The sequence below is a fragment of the Pseudomonas putida S13.1.2 genome (assembly GCF_000498395.2).
GTDB classification, from domain to species: Bacteria; Pseudomonadota; Gammaproteobacteria; order Pseudomonadales; family Pseudomonadaceae; genus Aquipseudomonas; species Aquipseudomonas putida_Q.
On record NZ_CP010979.1, the window covers coordinates 5,470,235 to 5,486,963 of the forward strand.

Genomic DNA, 16,729 nt, shown 5'->3' on the forward strand with positions numbered 1-16,729 from the left:
CCCGTGAAGAGGGCGACGCGCTGGGGGCAGTGCGCGTCGCCAGTTGCAGCCAGCAATCAGCTGTTGATCTGCGCTATCGTGAGTTCACGCAACAGCTCCTGCTCCTCCAGGTCCTTATCGTTTTGTAATTGCTGTTGCAGGCTCAGTTCCTCCTGAAGCGAGTGATCCTTGCTGGCCAGTTCAAGCACCAGCAGGCGGAAGCGGGCCTCTATTTCGGCAAAGCGCTCGGCATGTTCGGCCCGCAGGCGTGCAACCCAGTCGGTATTGGCCAGCATGTAGTCGACCAGGGCATCGCCCAGTTCGCTTTTGCGGACCTTTTCCAGCACCAGCGACAACTCATCAGGCGCCAGATTTGCTGCGCTTCGAAAACGCATGCTGTCGGCAAGCGGAAGGTCGAGCTCTCTGGCCAGCTCCCGGCGGTAGGCCAGCCGCACCGAAACCCTGTCGCCCGAGCCGGTTCGCTGGTTGGCCAGTTTCTCCAGTTGTTCGATCCTGAACAGTTGCAACAGGCGTCGTCGCAACGTTTGCAAGGTATCGCCCGCTTCGATCAACAGGCGCTGCCCCATCAGGTACAACTCGATATTGTTGAACTCCTGCAGCGCTCCATCGTGGCATGTCTGCGAGCCGGTTTCAGGGTGAGGCAGTGCGGCCGCAGCGATACTTTCCATCAGCGGGCGCTCTGCATCGTTGCTTGCGGCCACAACCAGCATCAGGCGTACACGCTCGCAGAAGCTGGCTTGCGAGGTCGGGTCGATGTATGGCGCAGCATTGCGCAGGCGGCCCGCCAACCGCAGCAGATCGCTGCCTTCGAGCATTTCCCAGCAATCGCGCAATGCCTCGTTCTGCGCCTCGTTGCCAAGCATCCAGTCTTCGAGCCTGGGCGTATCGTCGCCCAGCAGAGGAAAGTGAGGGTGATCCAGTGAGCCTTCGCTCGAAGAATTGACGAGCATCAGGTTGCCCGGGATATCCAGGGCGAAGGAATAGCTGTGCTGGCTGTCCGAGAACGCACGCACACGCAGAATGGTTTCAAGCGGCAAAGGGTTGTCGAACAACGCGATCGACGAGATCGGCATGGGGTTGTCCAGGTTCGAGAGTATGTGCTCGGGCAACTGGGTGATGTTGTTGGAACTCAAGTCCAGCAGCTCTAGCGGCAGCAGGCTGTCGCACCAGCTTGGCCACGCTTGCAGGTTCATGTCGGTCAGCGCGAGTGATTGCAGGTTGCTTGAGAGCCGTGCAGGTACCTGGCTGATGGTACCCACACGGTTGCCTGACAGGTCCAGTGATGTCAGGTGCTCCAACCCCGCCAAGGTCTCCAGCATGCGCTGATCGACTTCCAGGCCCATGTTGCGAAACTCCACGTAGCTGAGTTGGGGAAGACGCGCCAAGGCAGACGCCAGCGAGGGAGTGGCCGCCTGATGGGCATCGATGGTCAACCGGGTGACATTGGGGAAGCGGCTGAGCAATTCGTCGAGTTGCGACGTGGTGCCGCTCGTGCGGGTCAGCATGAGCGCCTGAACGCGTTCTTCAAAGAATGCCGGAAGCCGCCTGGGGAACTGTTCTACAGCCACATCCTCCAGTCGCAAGTGAAGGTAGCGCTGGCCCTGCTCCTGTTGCTCCCAGAATTGGCTGATCGCTGCCTAGATGCGCTGCCTGTCCGCGAGCGCTGCCTGGGTCAGTGGGTTGCTCGAACTGGACGCCTGGGCCCAGCCGTCGATTGCATCGCGCATTTGCTGGCGCTCATCGCGTATGCGTGCAAGCCGGCCGGTGAGTTCTGCAGGTACATCCACGGTAATACCGGCTGTCTCGGCGCGCTCGTTCAGCAGCAAACGCTGTAGGTGGGTTTCGTTGATACTGTTGCCTTCGAGTGAGATCAGCGTCGGGTTGGGCAGTGTGTCTGCCTCATTGAGCAGGAACGATGGCAATGACCTGAGGTTGTTGTTTCGCATGGACAGGTGGGCGATACGCCTCAGGGCGTCACTGCCAATTCCTACGGGCCACTGTGCCAGTTGCATGTGATCCAGGCCCAGAAAGTCCAGGGTCAGTTCATGGAAGCTTGGGCTGTTGTGCTGGGCCAGGCGGTTGCCACTCAGGTCCAGGTACCTCAACTGGCGAAGGTCTGCCAGCAGGTTGAGGTCGTTTTCGGACAGCGCGATGTTCTGGTTGGTTAGCACCAGCCTTTGCAGTTCAGGCAAAAGCTGGGTGATGGACGGTACGCTGAACATGAAGAACGTAGGTGTTGATCTGGCGTTGTAAGGCCGGCTGATTTCCAGTGATTCGATCTGCGGCATCTGCCTGAGCAGGCGTTGCAGCAGGCGTTCGTGCTGTGCCCAGCCGGCGAGGTTACCTGACGGTAGATCGAGCAGGCTCAGGGCACGCACACGGTTGTTGAAGAAATCGGGCAAGGTCAGGGGTACATCGGCCAAGGGCACCTGGGTTATGCGTAGCTCGGCCGTGTGCTGTGCCCCTTCAGCCAGCGCGGTGTCATACCAGTGCTGCATGATCGAGTCGCGCAGGCTGTTGTAGTCACGTGCCGCCTGCTCTGTTACTGGTGTAATGGCTTCACTCCAGTCAGCCAGCCTGCTCTGCAGTTCATTGCGCTGCTCCAGCAGCGCCTGTAGATGTTCGAGTATCTGCGACGGCGTCAGGCCGCGACTGGTCAGCGTCAGCAGGACCTGATCCGCCGTAACGCCGGTGTGCGCGACGAGCCCTGTTGCTTCGACCGCCTCGATCAGGCGCTGGCGGGTAGCGCGTTGAGCTGCCGGGCCGCTCCCGCTCAACGGGTAGCCCAGGCGCCCATCGGCCAAGCGCATGGGCGAACGGTAGCCGGGGCGCACAGGTTGCATGCCCAGTAGCGTCCTCAAGGTCGAGCGGGGCGGCAGGGGGCTTTCCTGCACCAGGCGCTGCAACGCTTGCTGGTCCGCGACGCCAAGCTGGGTCATGGCCTCTGGCAGCGCTTCGTACAGCGCGGCATAAAGGTCTGGATCAGTCGTGACCGCTGTGCTCGGACGGCTTTCATCGTGCACGATGTATCCGGCATCAGCATGGGTGATGGTGTGGTAGGGGCGAGGGTCCTGCGGCCCGATGCCATGCGCCTGGGTCGGCCAGGACATGCGCTGGAGCAGCTGCAGTTTTGTCTCGACGGGCCAGCCTGGCAGGCGTTCGAGCGTGTGCATGATCAGCCGGTCGCTGTCCCAGTTTGGCACGCCGGAAAGGTACAGCCCTTCGCAGGCGCGGGCCAGGCGGATGTGTTGCTGGTAGAGGCGGATTTCCTCGCCAAGGCGTATGGGGATTTTGCCGCTGCCGAGCATTTGCAGTTCGCTGGCGCTGGCGCCGCGCACCAGCTCAGCGCTGACGATGGCCGGCAGTTTCGGGTACACCCGCCCTATGGCCTCAGCTTCTGGCGCCAGGTCGCTCGGAAGGCGAGCGTAAGCCCTGGTGAATGCTGCTGGCCGGGTGCTTGCGTCCGGCAGCTGGCGGACTGTTTCGTCCAGTTTGAAGCGTTGCAGGGTGTCTTCGAGCAATGCCGGCAGCCGCTGGTTCTCGGCCAAGGCGCGGCGCAGTACGTCTTCGTGGGTGTCGCTGACGGCCAGGATCCGTTGGAGCGTCGGCTCGTCGAAGTGGGCATTCAAGTGACCGATACGGCGCAGCAGTGCCATGCCCGACCAGCTCAGCGGCTTGTCCGTGACCTGCAACCAGGCCCCGGCCCCATTGTGCCGCAACGGCGGCTCATAACCGCCAGCCTTGCTGGGGTGCTCGATGCTGTAGGTGCCGGTGTCGGCATTCCATTTCAGTGAAAATGCCTTGCCTTCAAGGCGCAGCCAGGTCTTGCCATCCTGGCGGTACAGCCCAAGCCCGTCCGGGCTGGCCTGCGATGGCAGCGTGAGGTCTTGTTCGAAGGGGGTCAGGTCCTGGTTCCACAGGCGTGTGCTGCCATCTGGTAGCTCAACCTCCACCAGTTCCTCCATGAAGGAGGGGGTCGGCACATCAATGCGTTCTATTTCTGGCTCTTCCAGCGCACTGCCTGCTTCGCTGCCTGCGGTGTTTCTCGCCGCTTTTGCTGCGGCGCTCAGTGCGGCCATGATCGCCACGTTTTCAATCACATCGACCATGTAGGTGAATGCCTTGTCGCGCTCGTCGTTTTTCCAGGCCTCGATGCCTTCGTATACCTCGTGGGCCAATTGGGCCACGCAGACGGCGAGCATCACCTCGCCCAGCCCGGGCACGAAGAAACCGGCGATGTTAAGGGCCGTCAGCACGCGTCCTGCAATCAATTCCCGGTGAGCCTGGGCCGTGCGCCGGTCGACGATTTCGGTGGGGGTTGCGTGGAACAGCACATCTTTTTCATGCCGCTGGGCTTTCTGGAAGGCCATGACGCTCTGGAAGGTGTGGCCGAATGGCCTTGCAACCGGATGCAGGGTGGCATGTGGGTCAGGGACACGCTCAAGTACCCCGCGGACACTCCATGCGATGGGCGTGAGCCGATCCTTCAGGCGGGTGATCGTTGCCGCCTTGTCACGGTCGGCAATGTGGTTGTCCAGGTAACTGATGTTGGCGTGGAGCCTGTCGCGCAAATCGGCCTGCAAGGCCTCCAGGGTTGTGAATTCCTTGAGCGGCTGTGCGCTGTCCTCAGGGATATACAGGGCCACGGCCTGACGCCCTTCGGCTTGCACGGTAATCAGCACCACCCCGGTCAGCTCCGCTTCCCACAGATCGAGATAGCTGAATGTCACGGGCGAGGTTGCCGATAGCGGCTGGTCAACCGGGACGGCAAGCGCTGCGGTGTACAGCGTCTCACTGATATCGCCTTTGAGGCGGGCGTAATGCAAGGCTTGCCGGAAGGCCGAGACTTCCGCTCGCCCCAGGGTCTGGTAAACGGCCAGCCCGGCTTCATCGGTGCCTGACTGCGTGGTGGCCTCAGGGTAATAGATTGCATGCACCAGGCCATGGTACTTGCCACCGATGTCCAGCGTGCGGCACAGGTCGGCGAAGTCTTCGGCGCCGATATCCACTGCGTTGCGGATCGGGACCGTGCCCATGAAGCGCCGATGATCGAGGATGACGGACTTTTTCAGCGCCGCCCCGGGCGCGTCCATGCCGTGTTCGGCAGCGGCGTCCTGGTCAAAATTGTGCAGGGCGCTGTGCAGCAGCGAGCGGGTAGCCTGGTTCACGGCCACGCGCGCGTCGCCTGCGTGGGTCGTGTCGATCAGGCGGGCGTCGACCAGGTATGTGTTGTGCACATCCAGGTCGAGCCCGAAGCGTTGCTTGATGGCGTCGGTCAGTGTCTGCGCGGCGTAGGTTTGCAGGTCGGGTAGCGGGTCGAACAGCTTCTGCACCTGTGCATGGTGTTCGCGGTGCCGGGCATGTTCCGCCTGCCATGCCTTGGCGATTTCCGGTAGCTGCTGGACCGCTGTGGCCAGCCAGGCGGGGATCGGCAACGCGTTGCGCATTGCGCGGTGGGTGTCTGGCGTGGCTTGCTTGAGCCAGGCGGGGAGCTTGCGTTCGACGGTGGCGTAATGAGCGCCAGGTAAGGTGTTGGCTGGGGTTGGCATGGCGGGCCCTTGCTAGGTATGGGGCAAGGGACTATCGGTGGTCTGGCAGGCGTGCCGGAGGTAAATATATGTGCCCCGCTTGCGGCCGTATCCGAGAGGACGGTGCTCAAAGCGCAATTCAGGTTTATGATGCCCAACGGCAGTCAATATCCTCACACGGAGTGCGCAATGCAGACCCTCTACCCGCAGATCAAACCCTACGCCCGGCACGATCTGGCCGTGGAAGCGCCGCACGTGCTGTATGTCGACGAAAGCGGCTCGCCAGAGGGTCTGCCCGTGGTGTTCATCCACGGAGGCCCGGGCGCAGGCTGCGACGCCCAGAGCCGCTGCTACTTTGACCCCAACCTGTACCGCATCATCACCTTCGACCAGCGCGGCTGTGGCCGCTCCACGCCCCATGCGACCCTGGAGAACAACACCACCTGGCACCTGGTCGAGGACCTGGAGCGCATCCGCGAGCACCTTGGCATCGACAAATGGGTGCTGTTCGGCGGCTCGTGGGGCTCGACCCTGGCCCTGGCCTACGCTCAGACCCACCCCGAGCGCGTCCATGGGCTGATCCTGCGCGGCATCTTCCTGTGCCGGCCGCAGGAGATCGAGTGGTTCTACCAGGAAGGCGCCAGCCGCCTGTTCCCCGACTACTGGCAGGACTATATCGCGCCGATTCCGCCGGAAGAGCGCGGCGACCTGGTCAAGGCTTTCCACAAGCGCCTGACCGGTAATGATCAGATTGCCCAGATGCACGCCGCCAAGGCCTGGTCTACTTGGGAGGGCCGTACCGCCACCCTGCGCCCGAACCCGCTGGTGGTCGATCGCTTCTCCGAGCCACAGCGGGCGCTGTCGATTGCCCGCATCGAATGCCACTACTTCATGAACAATGCCTTCCTCGAGCCGGACCAGCTGATCCGCGACCTGCCGAAGATCGCCCACCTGCCCGCGGTGATCGTGCATGGTCGCTATGATGTGATCTGCCCGCTGGACAACGCCTGGGCCCTGCATCAGGCCTGGCCGAACAGCGAACTGAAGGTGATCCGTGACGCGGGCCACGCCGCGTCCGAGCCGGGCATTACCGATGCCCTGGTGCGGGCAGCCGACCAAATGGCCCGGCGCCTGCTCGACCTGCCCCTGGAAGAAGCATGAGGGGCTTGCTGCAGCGCGTGCGCGGTGCGCGGGTTGAAGTGGCGGGGCAGGTGGTGGGCGCCATCGACCAGGGTTTGCTGGTGCTGGTGGCAGTCGAGCCTGAAGATTCCCGCGAGCAGGCCGATAAACTGTTGCACAAGCTGCTGAACTACCGTGTGTTCAGCGATGAGCAGGGCAAGATGAACCTGTCGCTCAAGGATGTCGGGGGTGGTTTGTTGTTGGTGTCGCAGTTCACCTTGGCGGCGGACACCCGCAACGGCATGCGCCCGAGCTTCTCGACGGCAGCGCCGCCGGCCCTCGGAGCGGAATTGTTCGACTATCTTTTGCAGCAAGCGAAGCGCCAGCATGCCAACGTGGCGAGCGGGCAGTTCGGGGCGGACATGCAGGTGCATCTGGTCAATGATGGCCCCGTAACATTTATGTTACAAATATGAGGTCAAAAAACCCTTTGTTTACAGGAAAACAAGGGGTTTTGTACGATAAATAGTTGTTCCAGCCTGATGCGTTGTCACGCGACCTGCTGGATAATCGCGCGCTGCATGGACCTGCGTTCGCAGGTTCGTTTCACTCTGACTCGAGCATTGTCTGGATCCGTTTGGGGAATCATTACGCCCTCACGGGGTCCGAACAGTGCTCGCCAACCCGGCATTAGTCGCTGGCCGTTGGTTTCATGATCTGTTTTCGGCGAGGGTTGCTCGTGATTGTTAGTCCCCAAAAAGCATCAAGAATCCCCGGCATCCGGCTACGCAAGGCCCTGATGGCCAGTGTGGCACTGGTCGGCCTGATGAGCGCGGGCCAGCTGTGGGCATTCAATCTTGACGATGTTGCAGCCAAGGCAAAGGATCTGGCCGGCCAGAAGTACGACGCACCAAAAAGCAATCTGCCGGCAGTATTCCGCGACATGAAGTTCGCGGACTATCAGAAAATTCATTTCCTGCAGGAAAAGGCCGAGTGGGCCAAGGACAAGACCCCGTTCAAATTGTCGTTCTATCACCAGGGGATGCACTTCGACACCCCGGTGAAAATCAACGAGGTCACCACCACCAAAGTCGAGGAAATCAAGTACGACCCGAGCCGCTTCGAGTTCGGTGACGTGCCCCACGACCCGGAAACCACCAAGAACCTGGGTTATGCCGGTTTCCGCGTGCTGTATCCGATCAACAAGGCCGACAAGCAGGACGAGATCATGACCTTGCTTGGCGCCAGCTATTTCCGCGTGGTCGGCAAGGGCCATGTGTATGGCCTGTCGGCCCGTGGCCTGGCCATTGACACCGCGCTGCCGTCGGGCGAGGAATTCCCGCGCTTCACCGAGTTCTGGGTCGAGAAGCCCAAGCCGGCCGACAAGCACCTGGTGATCTACGCCCTGCTGGATTCGCCGCGTTCCACCGGCGCCTACAAGCTGACCCTGCGCCCGGGCAACGACACCGTGGTCGACGTGCAGTCCCGCGTGTTCCTGCGTGACCAGGTCAGCCGCCTGGGCATTGCCCCGCTGACCAGCATGTTCCTGTTCGGCCCTAACCAGCCGTCCAAGGTGCTCAACTACCGTCCGGCCCTGCACGATTCCGAAGGCCTGTCGATTCATGCCGGCAATGGCGAGTGGCTGTGGCGCCCGCTGAACAACCCTAAACACCTGGCCGTGAGCAACTTCAGCGTCGAGAACCCGCGTGGTTTCGGCCTGATGCAGCGTCAGCGCGCCTTCAGCGACTACGAAGACCTCGACGACAACTACCAGAAGCGCCCAAGCGCCTGGATCGAGCCGAAGGGTGACTGGGGCAAGGGCACCGTCGACCTGGTCGAAATCCCGACCGCCGACGAGACCAACGACAACATCGTAGCCTTCTGGAGCCCGGAAAAACTGCCGGAGGCCGGCAAGCCGATCGAGTACGCCTACCGCCTGCACTGGACCATCGACGAGGCGAAGTTCCAGGCGCCTGAGCTGGGCTCGGTCAAGCAGACCCTGCGCTCCACCGGTGACGTCAAACAGTCCAACCTGATCCGCCAGCCAGACGGCAGCGTGGCCTTCCTGGTCGACTTCGCCGGCCCGGCCCTGGCCGCATTGCCTGAAGACACCGCGGTGCGCAGCCAGATCAGCGTTGGCGACAACGCCGAGGTGGTCGAGAACAATCTGCGCTATAACCCTGAGACCAAGGGCTGGCGCCTGACCCTGCGCCTGAAGGTCAAGGAAGCCAACAAATCGACCGAAATGCGTGCCGCGTTGCTGCGTGATGTGCCGGTCGAGCCCGCCAAACCTGCCCAGGACGCCAAGCAGGACAAGGCCGCAGCCAAGCATGCCAAGGCCGAGAAAGCCGTCAAGGCCGAGCAACCTGCCAAGGCTGAACAACCTGCCGCCGATGCGGCGCCCACCAACGGGACCCCGGCCACCACCGAGAAGGTGTTGACCGAGACCTGGAGCTATCAGTTGCCTGCCGATGAGTAACTCAAACGCAAGGCCAGTATCGCTTGGCGAGTACCTGGCTCACCTACCACTGAGTGACGAGCAACGGGCGGAACTCGCCAGCTGCACGTCGTTCAGTGAGCTGCACCAACGCCTGGCGGCCAACCCGGCCGCCAACGCTGCCGAGGCCGTGCAGGCCTCGGTGGGCCCGCGCCTCACCGTGGGCAGCGCCGCCGAACTGGAAGAGGCCGAAATGCTCGGTGTCGACGGCAGCGGCCGCCTTTGCCTGAAGATCGCCCCGCCGATCAAGCGCACCAAAGTGGTGCCCGAGCCTTGGCGCACCAACGTGCTGATCCGCATGTGGCGGCGCATGACGGGCCGCACCAACGCGCCCCAGCCACCCAAGCGCGAGTTGCCGCCGGCACGCTGGCGCACGGTTGGCTCGATCCGCCGCTACATCCTGCTGACCCTGATGATCGGCCAGACCATCGTCGCCGGTTGGTACATGAAGGGCATCCTGCCGTACCAGGGCTGGTCGTTCGTCGACCTTGACGAAGTCCTCAGCCAGCCGCTGTGGGATACCGTGGTGCAGGTGTGGCCGTATGCCTTGCAAACCTCCATCCTGATCCTCTTCGGCATCCTGTTCTGCTGGGTGTCGGCGGGCTTCTGGACCGCACTGATGGGCTTCCTCGAGCTGCTCACCGGGCGCGACAAATACAAGATTTCGGGCAGCAGCGCCGGCAACGAGCCAATTGCACCCGAGGCGCGTACCGCGCTGGTGATGCCGATCTGCAACGAAGACGTGCCTCGGGTGTTCGCCGGCTTGCGCGCAACGTTCGAGTCGGTGGCCGCCAGCGGCAACCTCGACCGCTTCGACTTCTTCGTGCTCAGCGACACCAATGACACCGACATTGCCGTGGCCGAACAACAGGCCTGGCTGGACGTGTGCCGCGAAACCAAGGGCTTCGGCCGCATCTTCTACCGCCGCCGTCGGCGTCGGGTGAAGCGCAAGAGCGGCAACCTCGACGACTTCTGCCGTCGCTGGGGTGGCGAGTACAAGTACATGGTCGTGCTCGACGCAGACAGTGTCATGAGCGGCGAGTGCCTGAGCAGCCTGGTGCGCCTGATGGAGGCCAACCCGGACGCCGGCATCATCCAGACCGGGCCTAGAGCCTCGGGCATGGACACCCTGTATGCACGCATGCAGCAGTTTGCCACCCGCGTGTACGGCCCGCTGTTTACCGCTGGCCTGCACTTCTGGCAGCTGGGCGAATCGCACTACTGGGGCCACAACGCGATCATCCGCATGAAGCCGTTCATCGAGCACTGCGCCCTGGCGCCGTTGCCGGGCAAGGGAGCGTTCGCCGGTGCGATTCTCTCCCACGACTTCGTCGAAGCTGCGCTGATGCGCCGTGCCGGCTGGGGCGTGTGGATCGCCTACGACCTGCCAGGCAGCTACGAAGAGCTGCCGCCCAACCTGCTCGACGAGCTCAAGCGCGACCGTCGCTGGTGCCACGGCAACCTGATGAACTTCCGCCTGTTCCTGGTCAAGGGCATGCACCCGGTGCACCGTGCGGTGTTCCTCACCGGGGTGATGTCGTACCTGTCGGCGCCGTTGTGGTTCCTGTTCCTGGTGCTGTCGACGGCGTTGCTGGCGACCAACACCCTGATGGAGCCGCAGTACTTCATCGAACCGTACCAGCTCTACCCGCTGTGGCCGCAGTGGCACCCCGAGAAGGCCGTGGCGCTGTTCTCCACCACTATCGTGCTGCTGTTCCTGCCCAAGCTGCTCAGCATCATCCTGATCTGGGCCAAGGGCGCCGTCGAGTTTGGCGGGCGGATCAAGGTCACCCTGTCGATGCTGATGGAGATGCTGTTCTCCATGCTGCTGGCTCCGGTGCGCATGATCTTCCACACCCGCTTCGTGCTGGCCGCGTTCCTCGGCTGGGCGGCGACCTGGAACTCGCCGCAGCGTGACGACGACTCCACGCCTTGGAGCGAGGCAGTGCGCCGCCATGGCCCGCAAACCCTGCTGGGCATTGCCTGGGCCGCGCTGGTGGCGTGGTTGAACCCGAGCTTCCTGTGGTGGCTGGCGCCAATCGTTGGCTCGCTGGTGCTGTCGATTCCGGTTTCGGTGATCTCCAGCCGCACCCGCCTGGGCCTGGCGGCCAAGGACGAGAAGCTGTTCCTCATCCCCGAGGAATACGCCACCCCGCAAGAGTTGCTGTCCACCGACCAGTACACCCACGAAAACCGCTGGCATGCCCTGCATGACGGCTTCGTGCGGGCCGTGGTCGACCCACGGCAGAACGCCCTGGCCTGCGCCATGGCCACTGCCCGTCATGGCCAGGCGGCGCCGATCGAAGCGCTGCGTGCCGAGCGCGTGGCCAAGGCCATGGAAGTCGGGCCGAAAGGGCTGGACCTCAATACCCGCCTGGCCCTGCTCAGCGACCCGGTGGCGCTGACCCGCCTGCACGAGCAGGTGTGGGCAGAGCACAATGCGGCGTGGATCGATGTGTGGCGCGCTTCTATCAAGAACGACCCGCACTCGCCGCTGTTGCCGCTGCACCCAGAGAACGAAGGCCAACCGGCACTCGTCGGCGCCTGACAGACCTTGGGGCCGCTTTGCGGCCCGTTCGCCGGCAAGCCAGCTCCCACAGGGATTGCACAAGCCTCTGGCCTGCGTGAATCCTGTGGGAGCTGGCTTGCCGGCGATGAGGGCTCCCCAATCTTCCTGCCTAATCGGATTTTGGCCAACAAAGTCCCCCCCGGCGCTAGGTCCCCGAGCCGCCATGCGTTAGCATCCCATTCCGATACGACGCCTCGGCCGGTACGGCCGTGCCAACACAATAAGATTCGCTACTTTTCTTGCTAGGGGACTTGGTGATGATCAAGCAATACCTTTCGCGACTGCTGGTCGGTGTAACCGCCCTGGTCGCTGTAACTGCGGCCCAGGCAGGCGCCATCGATGACGCGGTCAAGCGCGGCACCCTGAAGGTGGGCATGGACCCGACCTACATGCCGTTCCAGATGACCAACAAGCGTGGCGAGATCATCGGCTTCGAAGTCGACATTCTCAAGGCCATGGCCAAGTCCATGGGCGTCAAGTTCGAGGCAGTGTCTACCGCCTATGACGGCATCATCCCGGCCCTGTTGACCGACAAGTTCGACATGATCGGCAGCGGCATGACCCTGACCCAGGAACGCAACCTGCGCCTGAACTTCAGCGAACCCTTCATCGTGGTTGGCCAGACCCTGCTGATCCGCAAGGAACTGGCGGGCGAGATCAAGTCGTACAAGGACCTGAACAACGAGAAGTACCGCCTGACGTCCAAGCTGGGCACCACCGGCGAAATGGTTTCCAAGAAGCTGATCGGCAAAGCCAAGTACCACGGCTACGACAACGAACAGGAAGCGGTGATGGACGTGGTCAACGGCAAGGCTGACGCCTTCGTCTATGACGCGCCATACAACGTGGTAGCCGTGGAGAAGGCCGGTGCTGGCAAGCTGCTGTTCCTCGAAGAGCCTTTCACCTACGAGCCGCTGGCCTTTGGCCTGAAAAAAGGCGACTACGACAGCATCAACTTCATCAACAACTTCCTGCACCAGATCAAGCATGACGGGACCTACGATCGTATTCACGACAAGTGGTTCAAGAACAAGGACTGGCTGAAGGACATGGAATAAGGCCCAGGCCACAAGCCCGGCTTTGACCCCGACGCGCAGGCAAACCCTGCGCGTTTCGCATTTACGGAAGTACCCCACGTGATCAAACACAAGAAAGCCCAGTGGCCCTGGCACGGGCTGACTGCCCTGGTGCTGGTCGGCCTGGCGATCAGCCTGTACATGGCCACCTCGATGATGTCCTACGAGTGGCGCTGGAACCGCGTACCGCAGTACTTCGCCTACAAGGCCGAGGACGTACAGCGCGCCGCCGGTTATGGCACCGTGCAGGACATCGTCATTGCTGGCGATAACGCCCGCGTCACGCTGAAGGACGAGCAAGGTGACGAGCAGGTGCTCGACGTGGCCAAGGACAGCCTGCAACTGAGCCGCGGCGACGATGTTGCCGAAGGCGACCAGATCGGTGTCACCCGGCACTGGGCAGCCGGCCCGCTGGCCTGGGGCCTGTGGACCACGTTGTGGCTGTCGGTGGTGTCTGGCGCCCTGGGCTTGGTCATCGGCTTGTTCGCGGGCTTGTGCCGGTTGTCCAGCAACCCGACCCTGCGTGACCTCTCGACCGTTTATGTCGAACTGGTGCGTGGCACGCCGCTGCTGGTGCAGATCTTCATTTTCTACTTCTTCATCGGCACCGTGCTCAACCTGTCCCGCGAGTTCGCCGGGGTGGCGGCGTTGGCCCTGTTCACCGGCGCCTACGTGGCTGAAATCGTCCGTGCTGGCGTGCAGTCCATTGCCAAGGGCCAGAACGAAGCCGCCCGCTCGCTGGGCCTGAACGCTGGCCAGTCGATGCGCCACGTGATCCTGCCGCAGGCTTTCAAACGTGTGCTGCCGCCGTTGGCGGGCCAGTTCATCAGCCTGGTCAAAGACACCTCGCTGGTCTCGGTGATCGCAATCACCGAACTGACCAAGAGCGGCCGAGAGGCCATCACCACCTCGTTCTCGACCTTCGAGATCTGGTTCTGCGTGGCAGGTCTGTACCTGCTGATCAACCTGCCGCTGTCGCACCTGGCCAGCCGGCTCGAGCGGAGGCTTGCGCAAAGTGATTGAAGTCCGTGACCTGCTGAAAGTCTTCGACACCCGTGGCCAAGTGGTACGGGCGGTGGACAACGTCACCACCCAGGTCGCCAAGGGCGAAGTGGTGGTAGTGCTCGGGCCGTCGGGTTCGGGCAAGTCGACCTTCCTGCGCTGCCTCAACGGCCTGGAGCATTTCGACGAAGGCCATGTGGCCATCGACGGCCTGCAACTGGCCGACCCGAAGACCGACATCAACGCCTACCGCCGCGAAGTCGGCATGGTGTTCCAGCACTTCAACCTGTTCCCGCACATGACCGTGCTGGAAAACCTGTGCCTGGCGCAGAAGGTGGTGCGCAAGCGCAACAAGGCCGAGCGTGAAGCCAAGGCCCGGGCGTTGCTGGAGAAGGTGGGCATTTCGCAGAAGGCCAACGAGTACCCGTCGCGCTTGTCTGGCGGCCAGCAACAGCGGGTGGCGATCGCCCGGGCCCTGGCGATGGACCCGAAAGTGATGCTGTTCGACGAGCCGACCTCGGCGCTTGACCCGGAAATGGTCGGCGAGGTGCTGGACGTGATGAAGACGCTGGCTCAGGAAGGCATGACCATGGTCTGCGTTACCCACGAAATGGGCTTTGCCCGTGAAGTGGCGGACCGGGTGCTGTTCTTCGACCATGGCAAGCTGCTTGAAGACGCTTCTCCGGGGGCGTTCTTCGATGCGCCGAGGGATCCGCGCGCGCAGTCGTTCCTGCGCCAGGTGCTGTAACCGTACCGGCCCCTTCGCGGGGCAAGCCCGCTCCCACAGGTACTGCACAGCCCTTCAGAGCTGTGCGATACCTGTGGGAGCGGTTGCCCGCAAAGAGGCTCGATCTTCCACAGGTCTCCTTCTGCCCTAAGGGTCAGTGAAATCCTGTGGGAGCGGGCATGCCCGCGAAGAGGCCAGCACGGGCGACCCATCCCTCAGGTTAAAGCTTGAACCGCCCCACCAACCCCTGCAGGTGGGTCCCCAGCCGAGCCAGCTCCACACTCGAACTGGCCGTCTCTTCACTGGCCGCTGACGTCTGGTCAGAAATATCCCGCACATTCATCACGCTGCGGTTGATCTCTTCGGCGACGGCCGTCTGTTCCTCTGCCGCCGTTGCAATCTGCTGGTTCATCGCCTGGATCGACGACACGGTGCGGGTAATAGTCTCCAGCGAGCTGCCGGCACGGCGGGTCAGTTCGACGCTGCTGTCGGTCAGCTGGCGGCTGCTGTCCATCACGCTGGCCACCCGTTGGGTGCCGCTTTGCAGGCCGGCAATCAGCTCTTCGATTTCTTCGGTCGACTGCTGGGTGCGTTGCGCCAGGCTACGTACCTCGTCGGCCACCACGGCAAAGCCACGCCCGGCCTCACCCGCGCGGGCGGCTTCGATTGCAGCATTCAGGGCCAGCAGGTTGGTCTGCTGGGCCACCGACTTGATCACGTCGAGCACGCTGCCGATCTTGTCGCTTTCGGCCTTGAGCTGGTTCATCGCTTCGCTGGAATTGACCACTTCACCCGCCAGGCGCTCGATCTGCGCCACGGCCTCGCCCACCACGCGGTCGCCTTCGCGGGCCTGCTGGTCGGCCATCAAGGCGGCTTCCGAGGCCTGTTCGGCATTGCGTGCCACTTCGTGCACGGTGGCCGTCATCTGGTTCATGGCGGTCGCCACCTGGTCGGTTTCGACCTTTTGGTTGTTGACCCCGGCGCTGGTCTGCTCAGTCACCGCCGACAGTTCTTCTGCGGCGCTGGCGATCTGCGTGACCCCGTCACCGATGCCGCCAATCAGCTCGCGCAGGCCTTGGGTCATGCGCTGCATGCTCGCTTGCAGCTGGCCCAGTTCGTCACGGCGGTTTACCTGCAGGTTCTGGGTCAGGTCGCCACTGGCTACCCGCTCGGCGGCGCGCAGGGTCTGGCGCAGGGGGATGATGATCTGTCGGGTAATGGCCCAGGCCGCCAGTAGACCAAGGGCCAGGGCCAGCCCGGTGGCCACGGCGAGCAGGGTCTTGGCCTGGGTGGCCCCGGCGTCACGCACGGCGGTCTGCGAGGTGGTCATCGCCTGGCTGGTCTGCAGCAGCAACGTGCCTTGCTCGGCCATGTGCTGCAGGGCCTGATCGCTGGCGGCCTGGGCATTGCCGAACTGGGTGACTGCATCGCGGTAGCCGCCCATGGCGGTGGCGGCATCGTCGAGACCGGCGGCATGTTCGGCAGGCACTTTGGCCGGCAATGCACGCAGCTCGGCCAGGGCCTGGTCGATGGCCTTCAGCGCCGTTTGCTGGTACTCGGTATTGCCGCTGTAGGTGTAGCCACGTACCTGGAAACGCGCTTGTTGCAGCAGGGCGCTGACATCTACCGCGTGCTGGTACTGGCTGATATCGCCACCCTGCAGCAGGCCCCGCTGCACGCGGCCGATCAGCTCTGCGGCTTTGTCGGCGCTGTCGCCGAGCACGCTACGGCTGGCCTCGCGGCGCTGGCCAGCCTGCTTCAGCTCGTTGAATGCCTGCTGGTAGATGCGCACGGCCTCGCGCTGCTGCTCCAGGCGCTGGCGGTCGGTGGGGTTTTCGATCTGCCCGAGCATCAGCTGCACCTGGCGGTCAAGGTTGGCCAGGGCTTTTTCCAGCTCGGCCACCGATGCGTCATCACTGCGGCGCTCGTAATGCTGGCGGGCAATGCGCAGTTCCTGGGTGTACTGCTGGATGACCGAGATGTTACCCAGCTTGTCGCCACGGTCGATGATGCTGTCCATGCCGTGCCAGCCGGCCAGGGTAATAGCCAGGGTCAACAGCAGCACCAGGCCGAAACCCAGCCCCAGTTTGCGATTCACGCTCACATTGCCCAGCGATTGGGCTAACCATTGGTACATGTACGACTCCCCGGCGGCTTGGCAGCACAAATAATTGTTGTGTTGCCAAGGCCATCGGCCCGGGAGGGGGAAAC

10 protein-coding genes and 1 pseudogene are annotated in these 16,729 nt (G+C 63.0%); 7 read left to right on the plus strand and 4 right to left on the minus strand.

Annotated features, from left to right (window positions below; all coding sequences use genetic code 11):
- Positions 1–56: 56 nt before the first annotated feature.
- Both N805_RS31090 and N805_RS24170 read right to left on the minus strand, forming a co-directional pair.
- Positions 57–1,505 carry an NEL-type E3 ubiquitin ligase domain-containing protein gene (locus N805_RS31090; protein ID WP_019472577.1) on the minus strand — a complete coding sequence of 483 codons (1,449 nt, stop codon included), beginning with the start codon at positions 1,503–1,505 and terminating at the stop codon, positions 57–59.
- 132 nt (positions 1,506–1,637) lie between these two features.
- Positions 1,638–5,549, minus strand: a complete 3,912-nt coding sequence (locus tag N805_RS24170; protein WP_019472578.1) for a leucine-rich repeat domain-containing protein — start codon at positions 5,547–5,549, stop codon at positions 1,638–1,640.
- A 168-nt stretch (positions 5,550–5,717) separates the two neighbouring features.
- Here N805_RS24170 and pip point away from each other — a divergent pair, with 168 nt between their 5' ends.
- The 7 genes from pip (at position 5,718) to N805_RS24205 (ending at position 14,539) form a co-directional block, all read left to right on the plus strand.
- Positions 5,718–6,689, plus strand: coding sequence for a prolyl aminopeptidase (pip, locus tag N805_RS24175; RefSeq protein WP_019472579.1), 972 nt, complete (start codon positions 5,718–5,720; stop codon positions 6,687–6,689).
- Complete coding sequence (gene dtd, locus N805_RS24180) at positions 6,686–7,123, plus strand: D-aminoacyl-tRNA deacylase (RefSeq protein ID WP_019472580.1); 438 nt, start codon at positions 6,686–6,688, stop codon at positions 7,121–7,123. The genes pip and dtd overlap by 4 nt, the downstream gene beginning before the upstream one ends.
- 263 nt (positions 7,124–7,386) lie before the next feature.
- Positions 7,387–9,126, plus strand: coding sequence for a glucan biosynthesis protein G (locus N805_RS24185; protein WP_218186722.1), 1,740 nt, complete (start codon positions 7,387–7,389; stop codon positions 9,124–9,126).
- On the plus strand, positions 9,119–11,692 hold the full coding sequence (gene mdoH / locus N805_RS24190) for a glucans biosynthesis glucosyltransferase MdoH (protein WP_019472582.1): 2,574 nt from the start codon (positions 9,119–9,121) through the stop codon (positions 11,690–11,692). The genes N805_RS24185 and mdoH overlap by 8 nt, the downstream gene beginning before the upstream one ends.
- A 281-nt stretch (positions 11,693–11,973) precedes the next feature.
- Entirely contained in the window at positions 11,974–12,771 is a 798-nt protein-coding gene (locus N805_RS24195) for a transporter substrate-binding domain-containing protein (protein ID WP_024717349.1), read from the plus strand.
- Between the two features lie 78 nt (positions 12,772–12,849).
- The gene (locus tag N805_RS24200) at positions 12,850–13,812 is read left to right on the plus strand and encodes an amino acid ABC transporter permease (protein ID WP_019472583.1); all 963 of its coding nucleotides are present in this window, start codon (positions 12,850–12,852) and stop codon (positions 13,810–13,812) included.
- A complete protein-coding gene (locus N805_RS24205) occupies positions 13,805–14,539 on the plus strand; it encodes an amino acid ABC transporter ATP-binding protein (protein ID WP_026034587.1) in 735 nt (244 codons plus the stop codon). The genes N805_RS24200 and N805_RS24205 overlap by 8 nt, the downstream gene beginning before the upstream one ends.
- Positions 14,540–14,738: 199 nt before the next feature.
- Here N805_RS24205 and N805_RS31345 read toward each other — a convergent pair whose 3' ends face one another.
- Positions 14,739–15,611: a methyl-accepting chemotaxis protein gene (locus N805_RS31345; protein WP_419198337.1), complete on the minus strand. Its 873-nt coding sequence runs from the start codon at positions 15,609–15,611 to the stop codon at positions 14,739–14,741.
- Positions 15,612–15,641: 30 nt separating this feature from the next.
- A pseudogene (locus N805_RS31350) lies at positions 15,642–16,655 on the minus strand (methyl-accepting chemotaxis protein); the annotation flags it as partial.
- Between the last annotated feature and the right edge of the window lie 74 nt (positions 16,656–16,729).